16 protein-coding genes are annotated in these 18351 nt (G+C 63.9%); 8 read left to right on the top strand and 8 right to left on the bottom strand.

All coding sequences use genetic code 11. From position 1 onward, the window contains the following. Position 1 precedes the first annotated feature (1 nt). Both EOD29_RS14620 and EOD29_RS14615 read right to left on the bottom strand, forming a co-directional pair. Positions 2 to 1171, bottom strand: a complete 1170-nt coding sequence (locus EOD29_RS14620) for a mandelate racemase/muconate lactonizing enzyme family protein (RefSeq protein ID WP_127247068.1) — start codon at positions 1169 to 1171, stop codon at positions 2 to 4. 59 nt (positions 1172 to 1230) lie between these two features. Next, positions 1231 to 2118 (bottom strand): sugar phosphate isomerase/epimerase, encoded by an 888-nt coding sequence (locus EOD29_RS14615; protein ID WP_066989944.1) that lies wholly within the window; start codon positions 2116 to 2118, stop codon positions 1231 to 1233. Between the two features lie 400 nt (positions 2119 to 2518). Here EOD29_RS14615 and EOD29_RS14610 point away from each other — a divergent pair, with 400 nt between their 5' ends. The 3 genes from EOD29_RS14610 to EOD29_RS14600 all read left to right on the top strand — a co-directional run bounded on the left by EOD29_RS14610 (position 2519) and on the right by EOD29_RS14600 (position 5852). After that, positions 2519 to 3574, top strand: coding sequence for a sugar phosphate isomerase/epimerase (locus tag EOD29_RS14610; protein WP_127247067.1), 1056 nt, complete (start codon positions 2519 to 2521; stop codon positions 3572 to 3574). A 154-nt stretch (positions 3575 to 3728) separates the two neighbouring features. After that, positions 3729 to 4916, top strand: coding sequence for a Gfo/Idh/MocA family oxidoreductase (locus tag EOD29_RS14605; RefSeq protein WP_067319629.1), 1188 nt, complete (start codon positions 3729 to 3731; stop codon positions 4914 to 4916). An 84-nt stretch (positions 4917 to 5000) separates the two neighbouring features. Next, positions 5001 to 5852, top strand: coding sequence for a sugar phosphate isomerase/epimerase (locus tag EOD29_RS14600; protein ID WP_067318957.1), 852 nt, complete (start codon positions 5001 to 5003; stop codon positions 5850 to 5852). Positions 5853 to 6323: 471 nt separating this feature from the next. Here the strand turns inward: EOD29_RS14600 and EOD29_RS14590 are convergent, their stop codons facing one another. From EOD29_RS14590 to EOD29_RS14565, 6 genes are all read right to left on the bottom strand, one after another. After that, positions 6324 to 7340 carry a zinc-binding alcohol dehydrogenase family protein gene (locus EOD29_RS14590; protein WP_127240672.1) on the bottom strand — a complete coding sequence of 339 codons (1017 nt, stop codon included), beginning with the start codon at positions 7338 to 7340 and terminating at the stop codon, positions 6324 to 6326. Between the two features lie 68 nt (positions 7341 to 7408). Then, on the bottom strand, positions 7409 to 8374 hold the full coding sequence (locus tag EOD29_RS14585; protein ID WP_067004136.1) for an ABC transporter permease: 966 nt from the start codon (positions 8372 to 8374) through the stop codon (positions 7409 to 7411). Further along, the gene (locus tag EOD29_RS14580) at positions 8371 to 9924 is read right to left on the bottom strand and encodes a sugar ABC transporter ATP-binding protein (protein WP_127247065.1); all 1554 of its coding nucleotides are present in this window, start codon (positions 9922 to 9924) and stop codon (positions 8371 to 8373) included. The genes EOD29_RS14585 and EOD29_RS14580 overlap by 4 nt, the downstream gene beginning before the upstream one ends. A 154-nt stretch (positions 9925 to 10078) precedes the next feature. Continuing rightward, positions 10079 to 11074 carry an ABC transporter substrate-binding protein gene (locus EOD29_RS14575; RefSeq protein ID WP_067004132.1) on the bottom strand — a complete coding sequence of 332 codons (996 nt, stop codon included), beginning with the start codon at positions 11072 to 11074 and terminating at the stop codon, positions 10079 to 10081. 191 nt (positions 11075 to 11265) lie between these two features. Then, the gene (locus EOD29_RS14570; protein ID WP_095800595.1) at positions 11266 to 12264 is read right to left on the bottom strand and encodes an aldo/keto reductase; all 999 of its coding nucleotides are present in this window, start codon (positions 12262 to 12264) and stop codon (positions 11266 to 11268) included. Positions 12265 to 12307: 43 nt separating this feature from the next. Continuing rightward, complete coding sequence (locus EOD29_RS14565; protein WP_067004128.1) at positions 12308 to 13813, bottom strand: altronate dehydratase family protein; 1506 nt, start codon at positions 13811 to 13813, stop codon at positions 12308 to 12310. 247 nt (positions 13814 to 14060) lie between these two features. Here EOD29_RS14565 and EOD29_RS14560 point away from each other — a divergent pair, with 247 nt between their 5' ends. The 5 genes from EOD29_RS14560 (at position 14061) to EOD29_RS14540 (ending at position 18295) form a co-directional block, all read left to right on the top strand. Then, complete coding sequence (locus tag EOD29_RS14560; protein ID WP_067318943.1) at positions 14061 to 14963, top strand: GntR family transcriptional regulator; 903 nt, start codon at positions 14061 to 14063, stop codon at positions 14961 to 14963. A gap of 128 nt (positions 14964 to 15091) precedes the next feature. Then, on the top strand, positions 15092 to 15439 hold the full coding sequence (locus EOD29_RS14555) for a DUF2946 family protein (protein WP_127247064.1): 348 nt from the start codon (positions 15092 to 15094) through the stop codon (positions 15437 to 15439). A 93-nt stretch (positions 15440 to 15532) separates the two neighbouring features. Beyond that, positions 15533 to 16060: a copper chaperone PCu(A)C gene (locus EOD29_RS14550; RefSeq protein ID WP_127247063.1), complete on the top strand. Its 528-nt coding sequence runs from the start codon at positions 15533 to 15535 to the stop codon at positions 16058 to 16060. 26 nt (positions 16061 to 16086) lie between these two features. Further along, a complete protein-coding gene (locus tag EOD29_RS14545; protein WP_067318938.1) occupies positions 16087 to 16605 on the top strand; it encodes a YcnI family protein in 519 nt (172 codons plus the stop codon). Positions 16606 to 16657: 52 nt separating this feature from the next. Then, positions 16658 to 18295: a copper resistance CopC/CopD family protein gene (locus EOD29_RS14540; RefSeq protein ID WP_127247062.1), complete on the top strand. Its 1638-nt coding sequence runs from the start codon at positions 16658 to 16660 to the stop codon at positions 18293 to 18295. Positions 18296 to 18351 lie beyond the last annotated feature (56 nt).

The raw sequence follows: 18351 nt of genomic DNA, 5'->3' as shown, positions 1-18351 counted from the left end.
GTCAAATGCGTAGCGCGTGGGCCTCCAGGAATCGCTCCGAAACGGTGAAACCCAATCCGGGCTTTTCAGGGATCGCTATCATACCGTCCTTTGCTTCGACAGTCTCCTCGACGAGATCGTGGATCATCGGATTGGCGCCCAGCGAATACTCGACGATGAAGGTCGCGGGGGAAGCCGCGCAGACATGCAGTCCGGCGAAGAAGCAGGGCGCGCCGGCCCACAGATGCGGCGCGAAGCGCAGGTTAAAGGCGCTGGCGATGGTGCCGATCTTCATTGCCTCGCTGATGCCGCCGCAGAAGGCGGGATCAGGCTGGAAGATGTCGGCCGATTTCAGCACGGCCAGATCGCGAAAGGCATAGCGGGTCGCCTCGCTCTCGCCGGTGGCGATCGGGGTCAAACCGGACGCGCGCACCTCGGCCATGCCGGGCTTGTCGTCGGCGATCACCGGCTCCTCGAACCAGGCCAGATCGAGATCGGCGGTGAGGCTGATGAAGCGCTTGGCCTCGGCGACGGTGTAGGTGCCGTGCGCGTCCACCATCAGCTCGACATCAGGGCCGATCGCTTCCCTGGCGGCTCGGACGCGCGCGGCCGAGATATGCGGGGCGCCGTCCATGGCGCCGATGCGCATCTTCAGCGCCTTGAAGCCGCCTTTGGCGATATAGGATCTGAGCTGGTCGCCGATGGTATCGGCTGGCGCCCAGCCGCCCGAGGCATAGGCTTGCATGCGCTCGACCTTGCGGCCGCCGAGCAGCCGCCAGACCGGCTGCCCCAGCGACTTGCCGAGGATGTCCCAAAGCGCGATGTCGACCGCGCTGATCGCCGCCACGCTCATGCCGCGCCGCGCCAACTGGGGCATGGCATGGCCGGCATGGGCCGCCGTGTGGTGTCGCACGCCGTTGTAGAGCATCTCCCAGATGATGCCGATATCGGCCGGATCGAGGCCGATGAGCTGCGGCGCAATCTCGTGGTTCAGCATGTGGACCAGCGCGCCATAGCTGCCGGCGCTGCCGGCGGCGTTCTTGCCCTCGCCCCAGCCGACCAGGCCGTCGTCGGTCTCGACGCGCAGGATGGCGGCGTCGAACGTCGTCACCTGACCGAAGTCGCTGCGATGCTGCTTTGCGACTTCGATCGGTATACGAACCCACCAGGCCTGGACGCTTTTTATACGCATCTTGATCCCCGGCCCGCCGCCCGGCCAGGACGGTAGGGCTAAGCTCCAAATCGGACCGTCTACTTGATCAGCGGCAGCAGCGTTTCGGCGGTGATGCGCATCTGATCGGTGTAGAACTTCTCGGTGAGCACGCTGGAGCCGTGATCCTGGATGAATTTGAGCTGCTCGGGCGAGATGTCGACCGGGTTGCGCTCCACCATCTCCGGATAGGGGGCGGCCGGCGTGCGGTCGACCGGCGCGACGAACTCGTTGGTCAGCGCGCCGTCATAGCCGATCTCCTTCAGCGTGCCGACGATCTTCGGCCAGTCGATCTGGCCGAGACCCGCGGCGAAGCGGTTGTTGTCGGCGACATGGAAGTCGTAGAGGCGCTTGCCGACCTGGCGGATGGCGTCATAGACGTTAAATTCCTCCATATGGATGTGGTAGGCGTCGAGGCAGACGCCGCATTCCGGGCTCACCGCATCCGCGAGCGCGAGCGCCTGGGCACCACGATTGAAGAGGTAGGTCTCGAAGCGGTTGAGCGGCTCGACGGCGATCTTGACGCCGACCTTCTTGGCATGCGCGAAGCATTCGCGCGTGGCGTCCACCACCCAGCCCCACTCTTCCGCCTCCGTGCCGTCGGGCACCACCTTGCCGACGGTGGCGGGAACCAGCGTGATGATCTCGCCGTCAAGCTCGCTCACCATGGTCAGCACGTCTTTGACATATTGTACCGATCGCTCGCGCTGGCCCTGGTTCTTGGCGGCAAGGTTGCGTTCGCCCAGCATCAGCGTCACCGAACCCCAGCAACGTATGCCGTGCTCCTTCAGGAGCGCGCGCGTTTCCTTGGTTTTGTACTGCTCGGGCTCACCGGAAATCTCGATCGACTCGTAGCCGAACTTCTTGATGCGCTTCAGCGTCACCTCCAGCGGCTCCGCCCGCATCCAGTTGTGCGTCGAAAGATGCATGGTCTGTCCTTCCCAGAATTCGCCTGTCACGTTTTTCGCGACGTTCTCCACCGAGCCCGTCGCATGATCTCCTCCCCACGGCGTTCCAGTGTTTTTTCTCGAAACTGGTTCGACCAATTGGGCCTGACAGAACCTCTACAGCAAATTCACAGTAACGGCAAGGAGACCACCTATTGGGCTCAACTCATCAGTCAATGCTTTGATTTGAATAGATTAAGATACCTTTCGGCAATCGTGCGGATCGCATTCCAGCTGTTTCTGGCCGCTTGACCAAACAGCCGTATTTGGTAATACCAGAATGCCGCTGCTTGTCGGCGCCGAGACGAACGGTCGAAGAGGCTAGCCCTCGCTTCAATCGGCGCTATGCTTGGTCCATGAAAACGAGAGAGGGAGGATGCCGATGCCGACGACGATGAAGGGTCCCGGCCTGTTTCTGGCGCAGTTCGCGGGCGACGCCGCGCCGTTCAATTCGCTGGCTTCGATCACCAAATGGGCGGCCGGGCTCGGCTACAAGGGCGTACAGATCCCGACCTGGGACGGACGCCTGTTCGATCTGAAAAAGGCGGCGTCATCGAAAACCTATTGCGACGAGGTCAAGGGCATCTGCACTGAAGCCGGCGTCGAGATTACCGAACTGTCGACGCACCTGCAGGGGCAGTTGGTGGCGGTGCATCCGGCTTACGACGCGCAGTTCGACGGGTTTGCGCCACCCGAGGTGCACAACAATCCGAAGGCCCGGCAGAAATGGGCGGTCGAGCAGATGGAATTCGGCGCCAAAGCATCGAAGAATCTCGGCCTCCAGGCGTCGGTAAGCTTCAGCGGCGCGCTCGCCTTCCCGTACCTCTATCCGTGGCCACAGCGGCCGCCTGGGCTGATCGAGGAAGCGTTTGCCGAGCTTGGCAAGCGCTGGGAGCCGATCCTCGACGTCTATGATGAGAACGGCGTCGATATCGGCTACGAAATCCATCCAGGCGAGGACGTGTTCGACGGCGCGACCTTCGAGATGTTCCTCGACGCGGTCGGCGGCCACAAGCGTTGCAACATCAATTACGACCCGTCGCACTTCCTGTTGCAGCAGCTCGACTATCTCGAGTTCATCGACATCTACCACGAGCGGATCAAGGCCTTCCACGTCAAGGATGCCGAGTTCAACCCGACGGGGCGGCAAGGCGTCTATTCGGGCTATCAGGGCTGGGTGAACCGGGCCGGGCGTTTCCGTTCCCTCGGCGACGGGCAGGTCGATTTCAGCGGCATCTTCTCCAAGCTCACCCAGTACAACTACGATTCCTGGGCGGTGCTCGAATGGGAATGCTGCCTCAAGCATCCCGAGGACGGCGCGGCCGAAGGCGCACCCTTCATCCAGCATCATATCATCCGGGTCACCGAAAGGGCCTTTGATGATTTCGCCGGCGGCACCAGCGACAAGAAGCTGCTGCGCGCGATGATGGGGATTTAGCACCTTTATCCTCCCCCTCGAGGGGAGAGTGGCCCAAAGGGCCGGGCTGGGTCGGTTTCATGCCGAGATCCACGCCCGGCGACCCCACCCGATCCGCTGTGCGGATCGACCTCCCCTCAAGGGGGAGCTAACCAACATGAGGGAGAACGAAAGCATGGTCGGCGCATCGAAATCGGAAACGGGAGGCGGCCCGATCCGCTACGGCATGGTCGGCGGCGGGCAGGGCGCTTTCATCGGCGCGGTGCACCGGATTGCGGCGCGCATGGACAACGACTTCGTGCTGGTGGCCGGCGCGCTGTCGTCGGACCCGGCGCGCGCGAAGGCCTCGGCCGAAGAACTCGGGCTCGATCCGTCACGCAGCTACGGCTCCTATGCCGAGATGGCCAAGGCCGAAGCCAAACGCCCGGACGGCATCGAGGCAGTGGCGATCGTCACGCCCAACAATGTGCATGTGCCGGCGGCCAAAGCCTTCCTCGAGGCGGGTATCCACGTCATCTGCGACAAGCCGCTCGCGACCTCGCTCGCCGAGGCGAAGAAGCTTGCCGCACTGGTCGAGAAGGCTGGAAAGGTGTTCGTGCTCACCCACAACTACACAGCCTATCCGATGGTGCGGCAGGCGCGCGAGATGGTGGCCAAGGGCATGCTCGGCGACATCCGCATCGTGCAGTCGGAATATCCGCAGGACTGGCTGACCGAAGACCTCGCCGCGACCGGCCAGAAGCAGGCCTCATGGCGCTCCGACCCCAAGCAGGCCGGCGCCGGCGGCGCGCTCGGCGACATCGGCACGCACGCCTACAACCTCGCCCGCTTCGTCTCGGGGCTGGAGCTCGATTCGCTTTCGGCCGATCTCGACGCCTTCGTGCCGGGACGCCAGCTCGACGACAACGTCAATGTGCTGTTGCGCTTCAAGCCGGTCGGCAACGAGCATCCGGCCAAGGGCATGATCTGGGCGAGCCAGGTGGCGCCCGGCCACGAGAACGGGCTGAAGCTGCGCATCTACGGCTCGAAGGGCGGGCTCGAATGGGTGCAGGCCGACCCGAACTATCTCTGGTACACGCCCTTCGGCCAGCCGAAGCAGTTGCTGACCCGGGCGGGCGCCGGTGCGATGCCGGTAGCGGCGCGCGTCAGCCGCGTGCCCTCCGGCCATCCGGAGGGCTATCTCGAAGGCTTCGCCAATATCTACCAGGAAGCGGCCCGCGCCATCCGCGCGGCCCGAAAAAAGGGCGGCAAGCTTGCCAAGGATGTCGCCTTCCCGACGATCGCGGACGGCGTCGAAGGCATGGCCTTCATCGAGGCGTGCGTGAAGTCGTCGAAGAAGAACGGGGCGTGGACGAGGCTATAAAGGCGGGCTCGGCGACGGCACGGGCCGGATGAGGGGGATTGTGACCCGCTAGCGCAAGTGGTTGGCCGCAGAGGAGGGGTGTCGATGAAAATCGGCATGTGCATGTTCTTGTGGACGACGAGCGTCTCGAAAAAGCACGAGGCGCTGCTGAAGGACATCAAGGCAACCGGCTTCGACGGCGTCGAGATACCGGTCTTCGCGGGCGAACCGGATGACTACAAGAAGCTCGGCGAGATGCTCGATCGCATCGGACTGGAGCGCACCGCGGTCTCGGCGATGGGCGACCCGGCGATGAACCTGATCTCGCCCGACGCTGCAACGCGCAGGGCCGGCATCGAATACATGAAATGGGCGATCGACTGCAGCGCGGCGCTCGGCGCGGACAGGCTGAGCGGGCCGCTGCATTCTACGCTTGGCGCCTTTTCCGGCAGCGGGCCGACAGCGGCCGAGAAGAAGCGCTCAGTCACCTCGCAGCGGGCCATTGGCGATCATGCCGGCAAGAGGGGCGTCACCATCGGGCTTGAGGCGCTGAACCGCTTCGAGTGCTATCTGGTCAACACGATGGACGACCTGTCCGAGCATGTCGACGCGATCGACCGGCCGCACATCAAGGCGATGTACGACACTTTTCACGCCAATATCGAGGAGGCCGATCCGATCGGCGCCTATACGCGCAACCGCAAAAATGTCGTCCATATCCATATTTCGGAGAACGACCGCGGCGTGCCGGGGCGCGGCCACGTCCCCTGGAAGGAAACTTTCGCGGCGATCCGCAAGAGCGGCTATGACGATTGGCTTACGATCGAGTCGTTCGGCCGATCACTGAAGGATCTGGCGGCTGCGACCAAGGTGTGGCGGGATTTCGCAGAGAGCCCGGAGGCAGTTTATCGCGAAGGGTATCGGCATATCAGAGATGGGTGGAAGGCTGCCGCTTAAACGCCCTCTCCATTCGTCATCCACGGGCGGAGCGGGAGCGAAGCGGACGCCGAGACCCGAGGACCCATTCCGTGACGTCGACGCTCCGCCACGATGCAATTCTGCACCGGCTGCATTCTACGGCTTAGGGAACGGCATCACTGTGTTCATGCGAAGGCTGTTTTGTCTCGAATGATGGCATTGAGGACGACCAGGAGCTTCCTTGCAACGGCGATGATGGCCAGTTCTTGGACCCTGAGCGGGCTGCGAGGTTTGTGCGGCATCGAGACGATCGGTCTTGGCGCGCCGTCTTGTCGACTTCGCATAGTGGTGGGTGTGTGCCGGGTTGTGCGGCGAGAACGGCACGCCGGACTTGGCCAGCGCATGGCGCAACAACCGCTCATGGACGCCAGTCGCCTCCGACTAGCCTTCGACGTCGTCATCAAGGGCGACAACCCCTGAGGTCGTCATCGACGGGCGGGTCGGGCCTCCCTATCCGACCTCGATAACCGCTTTGATCAACCCGGATTTTTCGTGCGCCCAGCGCGCTAGATCGCGCGGCGTATCGGCAAGGGTCGTGCGGTGGGTGACGAGTTTCTCCAGCGGCACGGCGCCGTTGCGGATCGAGGCGGCGACATGGTCGAAGTCTGCTCTGAGCGCATTACGGCTGCCGACCAGCGTCATCTCGCGCTTGTGAAACTCGGGATCGGAGAAGGTGATGTCGTCCTTGACGACGCTGACCAAAACAAGCGCTCCGCCATGCGCGACATGGGTGAAGGCGGACTGCACCGACTGCGTGTTGCCGGTGGCGTCGAACACAAGGTCGAAGCCTTCGCCGCCGGACGCCTGCCGCACCAGATCGGCTGCCTGTGCTTTCGAGCCGTCGAGCGCGGCAAAGCCGAGCTCGCTTTCGGCGAAACCGAGCCGTTCGGTGCTCATGTCGAGCAGGCTGACATCGAGGCCGGCAATGCGGGCGAACAGTGCCGTGCCAAGGCCGATCGGACCGGCGCCGATGACCAGCGTGCGCTGGCCGGGCGCACTCAGCGAGCGCCGCACGGCGTGTGCGCCGATGGCCAGGAATTCGACGGCGGCGGCATCGGCCAGCGATAGGCCATTTGCCGGATAAAGGTTTTGCGCCGGCACCAGGATCTCGTCGCACATGGCGCCGTCGCGATGGACGCCAAGCACCTCGATCTGCACGCAGCAGTTCGGCTTGCCGTGCCGGCAGGCAACGCATTTGCCGCAGGCGAGATAGGGGTTGATGATCACCGGCTCGCCGATGGCAAGCTCGACGCCTTCACCTCGCTCGACGACCGTGCCCGAGACCTCGTGGCCCATGATGCGCGGATAGGCGAGGAACGGGTGCTTGCCTTCGAAGATGTGATAGTCGGTGCCGCAGATGCCGACATGGCTGACTGCGATGCGCGCCCAGCCGGGCGGCGGCGCGCCGGGTTCGGCGCGGTCTTCGAGAACAAGGTCGCCAGGCGAGCGGCAGACGACGGCTTTCATGCGCTGATCCAGTGTTTAAGGGGGGTCGGCCCCGCTCGATCGGGGCCGGCGCGTCATTTCAGGAACGATTATTTGCCGCGACGGCGCAGGCCGTCGAAGTAGACGATGACGATGATCAGCAGGCCGGTGATGACGCGCTGCCAGAAGGTGTTGACGTTGAGCAGGTTGGCGCCGTTGTTGATCGTCGAAAGAATGAAGGAGCCGATCAGCGGTCCATGCACCGAGCCGATGGCGCCGAACAGCGAGGTGCCGCCGATCACCGACGAGGCGATAGCCTGCAGCTCATAGGTGTCGCCCTGGGTCGGGTTGCCGATGCCGATGCGCGAGGCAAGCAGCACACCCACGAAAGCCGCGAGCAGGCCGGACAGGATATAGGCCATGAAGATGGTGCGCGGCACGTTCACGCCGGAAAGGCGCGCGGCCTCCGCATTGGAGCCGACCGAGAATAAATAGCGGCCCCAGCGCGTGTGGTGCAGGAACACGTAGGACGGTATGGCGACTAGGATCACCATCCAGAACAGATAGGGGATGCCGAGCAGCGAGCCGCGCGAGAAGGCCTGGAAAGGGTCGCTGTTGATCGAGATCGAATTGCCGTTGGTCATCAAGAGGCCGATGCCGCGCAGCGACGTCATCGTGGCCAGGGTGATGATGAAGGGCGGCAGGCCCATCTTGACGATGCCGAAGCCGTGGAACAGGCCGATGGCGACGCCGGCGAGCAAGGTAATGAGCACAGCCGCCCAGATCGGCCAGCCGGCATTGATCAGAAGCGCTACAATGACGGTGGTGAAGCCGACCACGGCACCGACCGAGAGGTCGATGCCGCCGGTGATGATGACGAAGGTCTGGCCGACCGCGAGGATGGCGATCAGCGAACCCTGACGCAAAAGATTGGTGATGTTGAGCGTCGTGGCGAAGGAGGGTGTGGCGACCGCCAGCACGATCCACATCAAAAGCAACAAGCCGAGCAGCGTCAGCCCGAACAGGGCGTTGTAATTGCGCTTCGGCTTTTCGGCGGGGATCGCCTCGGTGCTCATTTTTGTCCTCCCGTCTTTTCTTGTTTCTCGGCCAGCGCTTGGCCCAAAATGTCCTCATGGCTGGCGGTGCGGAAGCCATGCGTGGCGACCAGCTTGCCGCGGCGGAACACATGCAGCGTGTCGGCGAGCTCGTAGACTTCCGGCAGGTAGGACGAGATCAGGATGATGCCGGCGCCCTTGGACAGAAGCGTCGAGAACAGCCGGTAAATCTCGGCCTTGGTGCCGACATCGACGCCGACCGTCGGCTCGTCGAAGATGAACAGCTTGGCGCCATGCGCCAGCCATTTGCCGATGACGATCTTCTGCTGGTTGCCGCCCGACAGGCTGGAGGCCAGCGCGTGGCGGGTCGGCGTCTTGATCCTGAGATCGGCTATCTGGCGATCGGCCTCGGCCTTCTCGCGCGAGCCTGAGATCAGAAGATTGCTCGAGATGCGCTTGTAGATCGGCAGGTTCAGATTCGTGCCGACCGGCAGGTTGAGGCAGAGGCCTTGGTCGCGGCGGCTTTCGGGGGCGAGGGCCATGCCGAGCCTTATCGCGTCATGCTCGGAGTTGACTTGCACCTCCTTGCCTTGCCACAGGATCTGACCGGCCGACTTCCTGTGGCGGCCGTAAAGCGTGGTGACGAACTCGCTGCGGCCGGCTCCGATCAAGCCGTAAAGTCCGACGATCTCGCCCGCGCGGACAGTCACCGAGACGTTCTCGAAACCCTTGCCGGAGAGATTCCGAGTCTCGACGATCGTCGCGCCCGGCGTGAAATGCTGCTTGTGGTAGATCTGCTCGATCGAGCGGTTGATCATCAGCTTGACCAGTTCCGGCTCGCTGGTCTCGGCTATGTTGCGCGTGCCGACGAGGGTGCCGTCGCGCAGCACCGAAACACGGTCGGCAAGCTCGAACACCTCCTCCATGCGGTGGCTGATATAGATGATGGTGACGCCTTCGCCTTTCAGACGGCGGATCAGCTTGAACAGCTGGTCGGCCTCCTTGCGGGTGAGGTAGGCGGTCGGCTCGTCGAAGATGAGGAACTTTGTCCCGCGTACCGTGGCGCGGGCGGCGGCGATCAGCTGCTGCTGGCCGATGGTGAGGTCGCCCAGCATGACATGCGCGGGCAGGTCGAAGCCGAGCCCATCGATGATCTTCTGCGCTTCTTTCACCATGGCGCGCTGCTGCAACAGACCGAAGCGGGAATTCTCCTCGCCGAGGAACATGTTGGCGGCGACGGTGAGGTGGCGGCAAAGCACGACCTCCTGGTGGACGGCATTGATGCCGAGCGCCATCGCCTCGTGCGGCGTGGCCAGCGCCTCGGGTTTACCTTCCCAGACGACTTCGCCGGAGGTGCGCGGCATGACGCCGGTTAAAAGCTTTATCAGCGTCGATTTGCCGGCGCCGTTCTCGCCGACGATGGCGTGGATCTCGCCCGACTTGAAGGCAAGGTCCACCGGCTTCAGCGCATGCGTGCCGGGATAGCGCTTTTCCAGGCCTTTCAACTCGAGGATGGTCCTGCCCGGTTTCAGCGTGGGGGGCGGGTGCAGTTCCTGCGCCGTCGACGTCATAACAATCCTCCCAGATTGATCCAACCGTTGGATACGCAGCGATGCGTCTGGCGCGCATCTAGAAGGCAGAGCCTAAAGTAAGCCGGCGGATTTCCAAACTGTCCGCGGCGATGTTTCCGGGGCGGCGAAGCCCCGGAAACGAATGTCGCGAAGATCAGTTGAGCTTCGGGTTGAGCAGCGCGTCGATCTTCGGATCCTTCATGTTGTCCTTGGTCACGAGATTGGCGCCGGTGTCGACATTGGCCTCGACCTTCTCGCCCTTCGAGGCGGCTAAGGCGGTCTTGATGCCGTCGTAGCCCATCCGGTATGGATCCTGGACGACGAGGCCGGAGATGACGCCGTCGTTGAGGAACTTGATCAGCTTCTCGTCGCTGTCGAAACCGATCAGCGCCACCTTGCCGGCGAGGTTGTTCTCGGCGATCGCCTGGCCAACGCCCTGCGCCATGATCAGGTTCGAGGCGAAGATGCCCTTGAGGTCCGGATTGGCGGTGATCAGGTCGGTCGCGATGTTGAGGCCGGTGGTGGCCTGACCGTCGGCATATTTGTCGGCGACCAGTTCGAGGCCGGGATATTTCGCCTTGAGCTGTTCCTTGAACCCTTGCGCGCGCTGCTCGAGCGAGCCGGCGCCGGGCAGCGCGGTGATCAGCGCAACCTTGCCCTCGACTTTGCCGCCATTGGCGGCGCCGATCGCGGCAGCGAGACCGTCAGCCGCGACACGGCCGCCCTGGACGTTGTCGGTGGTGAGGAAGGAGGTGAAGGCCTTGGATTCGGCGCTGGAGTCGATGCCGATGACCTTGACCTTGGTCGCCGCCTCGTCGATCGGCTTGCCGAGCGCCTTGGCCTCGGTCGGCGCGATCACGATCGCGGCCGGATTGCCGGCGACGGCGTTCTCGAGGATCGAGATCTGACCGTTGACGTCGGTTTCGGCCTGGGCGCCGAGCTCCGGCACGTTGATGCCGAGATCCTTGCCGGCCTTGCGGGCGCCGGCCAGCACGATTTGCCAGTAGAACGAAGTCGTGTCCTTGACGATGATTGGGATGGTCACGTCGGCCGCCGAGGCGGGTGCCGAATGCATCGCACCGGCGAGCATTGAGGCGGCGGCTAAAGCCACGAAGGCGCGGCGGTTGAGAAGGCTGGTTACGAATTTCATTAGGTTCCTCCCTAAAATCGCCCGGTGAAGGTTCGGAAGCTCCATCTGGATAGGCGCAAGCCAAACAGAACTTTATCAATAAAAAACATTTGCTCGATTTTGATAGTGCATTGCCCTGATCGATGCAAGCGGTGTCTCATGCCGTTTGCGTGATGGCGTGGCAGCTGATCGGTCTGCTGGATCTCCGCATCTCAGCCAAGCTGCTGGACGATCGTATAAGGATCGTATTTGGCAAATTCCGCCGCCGCTACCTTGACATCCAGCAGTTCGAGATTGCGCGTCAGATTAGCGGGCTTGGCGGTGCCGGTCAGCACCGAGGCAACGACAGGCTCGTGCAGAGGGAATTGGAACGCGGCAGCGGCCAGCGGATAGCCACCTCCGATGGCGATGCGCTCCATTGCGCTGACGCGGTCGAGAATATCCTTGCTCGCCGGCAGATAGTCGAAATGCGCGCCATGCACCGGTCCCGTCGCCAATATGCCCGAGTTGAAGACGCCGCCGATGATCAGCGAGGTCCGCCGCTCGCGGCAAAGCGGCAGCAGGTCGGCCTCGGCGCTGCGATCAAGCAGCGAATAGCGGCTGGCGAGCAGGATGCAGTCGAGCGGCGCGCGGCGAAGCACGTCAAGGCAGATCTGGACCTCGTTGACGCCAAGACCGTAGGCGGAAATCGTGCCGGACGATTTCAGCTCCTCCAGCGCCTTCAGCCCGCCGTCCATCAGCTGACGGAAATGCAGCTTCGTCTTCTCGACGCCATGCGTGTAGACGCCGATGTCGTGGACGAACAGGATGTCGATCTTGTTGAGGCCGAGCCGCGCGTAGGAAAAATCCACTGAGCGCATGATGCCGTCATAGGAATAGTCGTAGTCGAGCGCGAAGGGTAGCGGATCGACATAGGAGTGATCGGGAACCTGGTCCTCCGGCACCGGCCGGAACAGGCGGCCGACCTTGGTCGAGAGCACATAGGAGGAGCGCGGCTTCTCACGCAGGAAATCGCCTGTGCGCCGCTCCGACAGGCCGAAGCCGTAGAAGGGCGCGGTGTCGAAGTAACGCAGCCCGCCGTCCCAGGCCGCTTGCAGCGTTTCCATTGCGGGCTCGCGCGGACAGGCGCGATAAAGGCCGCCGATGGCGGCGCCGCCGAAGCTGACTTCGGTGACTTCGAGCGCGGTCGCGCCGATCCGGCGTTTGTTCATCAAAGCCTCCCTTTGCCGTTCGACCGGCGGTCGTTTCGACTATTTAGAGCGTCGCGCCGAGATGCCAGGGCACGAACTCGTTGTCGCCGTAGCCGAACGCCTCGCTCTTGGTCTTGCGTCCGGACGCCGTCTCGATGATCAGCTCGAAGATCTCGCGGCCCATGCCGGCGATCGTCTTCTCGCCGGAAGCGATGACACCGCAATTGACGTCCATGTCCTCTTCCATCTGGTGGTACATGGTCGAGTTCGTGGCGACCTTGATCGACGGCGTCGGACGGCAGCCGAAGCAGGAGCCGCGGCCGGTGGTGAAGACGATGACATTGGCGCCGCCGGCCACCTGGCCGGTGGCCGAGACCGGATCGTAGCCGGGCGTGTCCATGAACACCAAGCCGCTGCCGCTGACCTTCTCGGCGTAACCGAAGACGCCGTTGAGCGGCGTCTGACCGCCCTTGGCAACAGCACCCAGCGATTTCTCCAGGATCGTGGTCAGGCCGCCGCGCTTGTTGCCCGGCGAGGGATTGTTGTCGATCGAGGCGCCGTGCTTGGCTGTATGGTCCTCCCACCATTTCACAAAGCCGTCGAGCTTGGCTGCGATCTCGGGCGAGGCGGCGCGATAGGCAAGCAGATGCTCGGCGCCGTAGATCTCGGTCGTCTCGGACAGGATGCCGATGCCGCCGCAGCCGGCCAGAATATCGACCGCCGCCCCCAGCGCCGGATTGGCGGTGATGCCGGACATGCCGTCCGAGCCGCCGCATTGCAGGCCGACGACGATCTCGCTGACCGGGATCGGTTCGCGCTGCAACTGGCCGACCTCCTCGGCGATCTCGGCCAGCACGCCCATCGCCCGCTCGACGGATTTGCGCGAGCCGCCGGCCTCCTGGATGTTGAAGTGCCGCTTTCCCGCCGCGACGCCCTTTTGGCCATAAAGGGTGAGCTGGTTGACCTCGCAGCCCAAACCGACCATCAGCACGCCGCCGAAATTCGGGTGGCGAGCATAGCCGGCCAGCGTGCGGTGCAGCACCATCATGCCGTCGCCGGTGGCGCTCATGCCGCAGCCCTGGCCGTGGACGATGGGCACGAAACCGTCGATGCCGGGATATTTCGGCAAAAGCGTGCGATTGGCCTCGTCGGCGATCGCATGGCAGACGGTGGACGAGCAATTGACGCTGGCGATGATGCCGATGAAGTTGCGCGTTCCGGCGCGACCATCGGCGCGGCGATAGCCCATGAAGGTGCGCTTGCGGTCCGCTTCGGTGGCGTGCTCGGCCTCGCTCGGCGGCACCACCGGCAGGCGGCCACTCTCGAACACCAGATTGTGCGAGTGGACGTGCTCGCCCGGCGCGATGGCTTGAGTGGCGCGGCCGATCGCCTGCGCATATTTCACCACCGCTTCGCCCGCCGCGATCGGCTTGATCGCCACCTTGTGCCCAGGGTCGATCGCCGCCACCGCAACCGCGCCGCCGGGCAGCGCCGCACCGATCTCGATGCGGCCATTGGCGACCGCGACATTGTCGGCGGGGGAAAGAAGAATGGTGCTTGCGGCGTTCACGGGCGGCTGTCCTGGGTAAACCTGGGAGTGTGGGCGGATTGACATGCGCCCGTTTGAGGATAATGTCTTTTATCGTGAAAAAACATTTTTGCGTCAATTGTTTTTTCATCGCGCGCCGCGCCCTTGGGTGCGTGGCCGCCCGTTAGATAAAGCCGGCGAAATTCGTTCCGCATTTCGGAGGCTTGCGCTAGGAACACCGATCATATTGCGCTTCCGGCCGGCTGCCGCAAGCGTTGGGGATACGGGCATGTCGAAGAGCAACAACGTCTACAAGGACGCCTTCAACCGCGGACTGCGGCTGCTCGACGAAACCAGGAGCCTGCCGTCCGAGCCCGAGCTCGGAACGCTGCTCGGCGTCAGCCGCACCACGGTGCGCAGCATTCTTTCGCGCATGGAAGAAACCGGGCTGATCGCCTGGAACAAGCGCAACAAAACGGTGCTGCGGGCGCCGAAGGCGGAAGATTTCTTCCCCGAGGAAGAGACCGACTCGCTGGCCGAGATCATCGAGCGCTCCTTCATGCGCCGGCTGCTCGCCGGCGGCGCGGAAGCGGGCATGCAGATCAACGAGCTCGAGCTGGCGCGCGAGATCGGCGTCGGCACCACCAGCGTGCGCGAATTCCTGATCCGCTTCTCGCGCTTCGGCCTGATCGAGAAGCGGCGCAACAGCCATTGGGTGCTCAAGGGCTTCACCCGCGCTTTCGCGCTTGAGCTGACCGAGATCCGCGAGATGTTCGAGCTGCGTTCGGCGGCTGCCTTCGTCGCGCTGCCGCAGGATAGCGCGGTCTGGGCCGATCTCGACCGGCTGGAGATCGAACATCGCCAACTGGCGAGCGAGATCGCGACGCGCTTCAACGAATTCTCCGAGCTCGATGAGCGCTTCCACCGGCTGATCCACCGCGCCTCGCACAACCGCTTCATCGTCGATTTCTACGATGTGATCGCGATGATCTTCCACTACCACTACCAATGGAACAAGGCGCAGGAACGCGAGCGCAACGAGGTCGCAGTCCAGGAGCATCTGGCCTATATCGCGGCGCTGAAATCGCGCGATCCCGCCAAGGTGGACGCCGCCTGCCGCAAGCACCTGAAGTCGGCGCGCCAGACGCTGTTGAGCTCAATTCCGGAAGGGCGGCAGGTGCAGCCCGCCTGATCAGGCGCGTCGCGCCGCGTTGCCGCAGCCCGGTTTTGACGATTTTCCGGCCGCCGCCCCCATGCTAGGCTCGGTGGAATTGCTGGAAAGAGGCAGGTCATTTGGATATCCGGCTGAGACGATGGAGCATGCCGGCCGCGTTCGTCGCGGCGCTGCTGCTGTTGCTTCAGTCGGCGCTTGGCGCCTTCGCCTTTGGCGCTCCTTCGCAGCTTGATGCCTTCGGCAACGTCATCTGCACCCATGACGGGGCGGTCAAGCTTCCGGGCGGCGATCCGCACCGGCAGCATATGCCGGCTTGCTGCTTGGCTGGCTGCAGCCTGGTTTCGCCGGCGCATCTGCCGCCGCCGGATACCCGTGCGCCCGTCAGGGTGCTGGTGTTCGACGCGGTCGCTTTCCCGCCTTTCGCCTTTCGGCATCTCGATTTTGCCCGCGACCGCTCTCCGGCCAATCCGCGCGCGCCGCCGGCCGCAGTCTGACAAAAACCCGCGAAACCTTTCGCAGGCGCATTCATCCAAGATCAGACTGCTCGCGGCCGGATCACGGCGCGATCTCATACTCATGGAGCAACCATGTCCAATCTTCTTCCCGCCGCGCGAGCGCAAGCTCGTCCGCGCGGTTTCGAACGGCTCGGCCTTGCCGTGTTCGCTCTTCTTCTGTTCGCATGCGTTCCCGGCGCCCAGGCGCATGAATTCAAGGCCGGTGACCTGGAAGTCGGGCACCCGTGGTCCCGCGCAACGCCGCCCGGCGCCAAGGTGGCCGGCGGCTATTTCACCGTCACCAACAAGGGCGGCTCGCCCGACCGGCTGCTGTCGATTTCCTCCGACATCTCCGACAAGGCCGAATTGCATGAGATGAGTGTCAAGGACGGCGTCATGACTATGCGGCCGGTGAGCGGCGGGCTCGTGATCCCGGCCGGCGGCAAGGTCGCACTGAAGCCGGGTGGCTATCACCTGATGTTCATCGGCCTGAGGCGACAGCCCAAGCAGGGCGAGAAATTTCCGGCCACGCTGACCTTCGAGAAGGCCGGCAGCGTCAAAGTTGAGTTCGCCGTCGAGGGCATGGGCGAGATGGGCGGCATGGACGATCACGCCGAGTGATCATTTCGAAATTAGAGGGACAATTCATGAAGAAGTATCTTTTGGCGGTGGGCGCGGTTCTGGCGCTCGGGACAAACGCCACGCTTGCGCACATCACGCTCGAAACCCAGGAAGCGGCCGTCGGCTCGACCTATAAGGCCGTCCTGCGCGTGCCGCATGGCTGTGAGGGCAAGGCGACGACCGCGGTGCGCGTGCAGATTCCGGAAGGCGTCATTTCGGTCAAGCCGATGCCAAAGCCCGGCTGGACGCTGCAGACCAAGAAAGGCCGATACGAGAAATCCTACCAGCTCTATGGCGAGACGCTGACCACCGGCGTCAAGGAAGTCGACTGGAGCGGCGGCAACCTGCCGGACGAATTCTATGACGAGTTCATTTTCCGTGCTTCGCTCGCCGCCGATCTTCCGGCCGGCCAGATGCTCTATTTCCCGGTGGTCCAGGAATGCGGCGATGCCGCCGATCGCTGGATCGAGATTCCGGCGGCGGGACAGGATGAGGATGCACTGGAAAATCCGGCGCCCGGCATCAAATTGCTGCCGAAGAAATGATCTCTCGATGGCGCGTCCCATTCGGGCGCGCCGTCCCTTCTCGAAAGACCGCATGAACGCAGCAGCAACTTTCCCAATCCGCCTGACGGGCATGCGCATCGGGCCAGTCGCCAGCGGCCTGTTCGCGGCTTTCGTACTCGTGCTGCTGCTGGTGCTTCCCGGCCGCGCCCTCGCGCATGCGGCTTTGGTCGCGACCGATCCGCCCGATGGTGCGGTGCTGTCGCAGAGTCCCGCGCGGTTCTCGCTGACCTTCAGCGAGCCGGTTTCGCCCCTGGTGCTCACTCTGGTGCGGCCGGACGGCACGCAACTTTCGCTGACCTCCTTCCGGCTCAACGATCAGACCGTCGAGATCGATAATCCGGAAAGGCTCGAATCCGGCACGCATGTGCTGAGCTGGCGGGTGATTTCGGAGGACGGCCATCCGGTCGGCGGCTCGGCGCTGTTTTCCGTCGGCGCGCCAAGTGCTGCGCCGGTAGCGGGCGAAGCCGTCGATTTGTCGCTGCGCACGGCAATCTGGATGGGTAAGCTCCTTCTCTATGCCGGGCTGTTCCTCGGCGCCGGCGGCGCCTTCGCGCTCGCCTGGCTCGCTGGAGACTGTCGCTGCGGCCAGGGTTTCGTTATCGGCGCTCTTCTGTGCGGACTGGCCGCCGCCCCGTTCTCGCTCGGATTTCAGGGGTTGGACGCGCTCGGCGCGCCGCTCGCCCGGTTTGCGGCGCCCATCGTGTGGGAGACCGCGCTTGCCACCAGCTTCGGCTGGACGGTGCTTGCCGCCCTGATTGCACTCGGCCTTGCCTTGCTGTCCCTCGCCGGACCGCGCGCTCTTGGCAAGCTGCTTGCGCTCGCCGGGCTCGTCGGTGTGGGCACGGCGCTTGCGGCAAGCGGCCACGCCAGTGCCGCCGAGCCGCAATGGCTGACGCGGCCGCTGGTTTTCCTGCATGGCACAGCCATCGCCTTCTGGAGCGGCGCGCTCGCACCGCTCGGCCTTGCGTTGCGTTGTCAGCCGGCGAAGGCCAAAATCTTCTTGCGCCGGTTTTCGCGCGCGATCCTGCCCGTGGTTGCCGTGCTTGCGATAAGCGGCATCGTGCTGGCGATCATCCAAGTGCGCGAACCGGCAGCGCTGATCAACACCGCCTATGGCCGCCTGCTGCTGCTGAAACTGGCCCTGCTTTTGTTCCTGTTCACCCTTGCCTCCGTCAACCGATGGACGCTGACCGCGCCTGCCGAAACGGGCGACACGGAAGTGCAGCGGCGGCTGGCGCGTTCGATCGGCATCGAGACGCTGATCGTGCTTGCCATCTTCGGCGTCGCCGCCGGCTGGCGCTTCACGCCGCCGCCACGCGCGCTGGCGATCGCCGCAGCGCGGCCGGCCTCGATCCACATCCACACCCTGCAGGGGATGGCCGATCTCAGCATCACGCCCGGCCATGCCGGCCAGGTTGCCGCCTCGATGGTGATCATGACCGGCGATTTCGGCCCGATGGATGCCAAGCAGGTGACCTTGGTGCTGTCGAAGCCGGATTCCGGCATCGAGCCGATCAAGCGGCCGGGGACGAAACGCGGCGACGGCACCTGGCGCGTCGAGAATCTCGTCATCCCGCTGCCCGGCCGCTGGAACGCTCGGCTCGACATCCTGGTTTCCGATTTCGAGATGGTGAAGATTGAAGCGCCAATTGATATCAGAGCCGACTGACCTGGGCCGCGACACAATTCGGCGAGGCGGTTGACGCCGTCGCGAAGGCCCGTCAA

Origin of the sequence: Mesorhizobium sp. M1A.T.Ca.IN.004.03.1.1 (assembly GCF_003997555.1) — a bacterium.
Taxonomy (GTDB): domain Bacteria; phylum Pseudomonadota; class Alphaproteobacteria; order Rhizobiales; family Rhizobiaceae; genus Mesorhizobium.
This window is presented reverse-complemented; position numbering and strand designations above follow the sequence as displayed.

Coding starts and splice junctions, on each gene's coding strand:
- EOD29_RS14620 (WP_127247068.1), bottom strand. CDS start 1,171: ATGCGTATAAAAAGCGTCCAGGCCTGGTGGGTTCGTATACCGATCGAA.
- EOD29_RS14615 (WP_066989944.1), bottom strand. CDS start 2,118: ATGCATCTTTCGACGCACAACTGGATGCGGGCGGAGCCGCTGGAGGTG.
- EOD29_RS14610 (WP_127247067.1), top strand. CDS start 2,519: ATGCCGACGACGATGAAGGGTCCCGGCCTGTTTCTGGCGCAGTTCGCG.
- EOD29_RS14605 (WP_067319629.1), top strand. CDS start 3,729: ATGGTCGGCGCATCGAAATCGGAAACGGGAGGCGGCCCGATCCGCTAC.
- EOD29_RS14600 (WP_067318957.1), top strand. CDS start 5,001: ATGAAAATCGGCATGTGCATGTTCTTGTGGACGACGAGCGTCTCGAAA.
- EOD29_RS14590 (WP_127240672.1), bottom strand. CDS start 7,340: ATGAAAGCCGTCGTCTGCCGCTCGCCTGGCGACCTTGTTCTCGAAGAC.
- EOD29_RS14585 (WP_067004136.1), bottom strand. CDS start 8,374: ATGAGCACCGAGGCGATCCCCGCCGAAAAGCCGAAGCGCAATTACAAC.
- EOD29_RS14580 (WP_127247065.1), bottom strand. CDS start 9,924: ATGACGTCGACGGCGCAGGAACTGCACCCGCCCCCCACGCTGAAACCG.
- EOD29_RS14575 (WP_067004132.1), bottom strand. CDS start 11,074: ATGAAATTCGTAACCAGCCTTCTCAACCGCCGCGCCTTCGTGGCTTTA.
- EOD29_RS14570 (WP_095800595.1), bottom strand. CDS start 12,264: ATGAACAAACGCCGGATCGGCGCGACCGCGCTCGAAGTCACCGAAGTC.
- EOD29_RS14560 (WP_067318943.1), top strand. CDS start 14,061: ATGTCGAAGAGCAACAACGTCTACAAGGACGCCTTCAACCGCGGACTG.
- EOD29_RS14555 (WP_127247064.1), top strand. CDS start 15,092: ATGCCGGCCGCGTTCGTCGCGGCGCTGCTGCTGTTGCTTCAGTCGGCG.
- EOD29_RS14550 (WP_127247063.1), top strand. CDS start 15,533: ATGTCCAATCTTCTTCCCGCCGCGCGAGCGCAAGCTCGTCCGCGCGGT.
- EOD29_RS14545 (WP_067318938.1), top strand. CDS start 16,087: ATGAAGAAGTATCTTTTGGCGGTGGGCGCGGTTCTGGCGCTCGGGACA.
- EOD29_RS14540 (WP_127247062.1), top strand. CDS start 16,658: ATGAACGCAGCAGCAACTTTCCCAATCCGCCTGACGGGCATGCGCATC.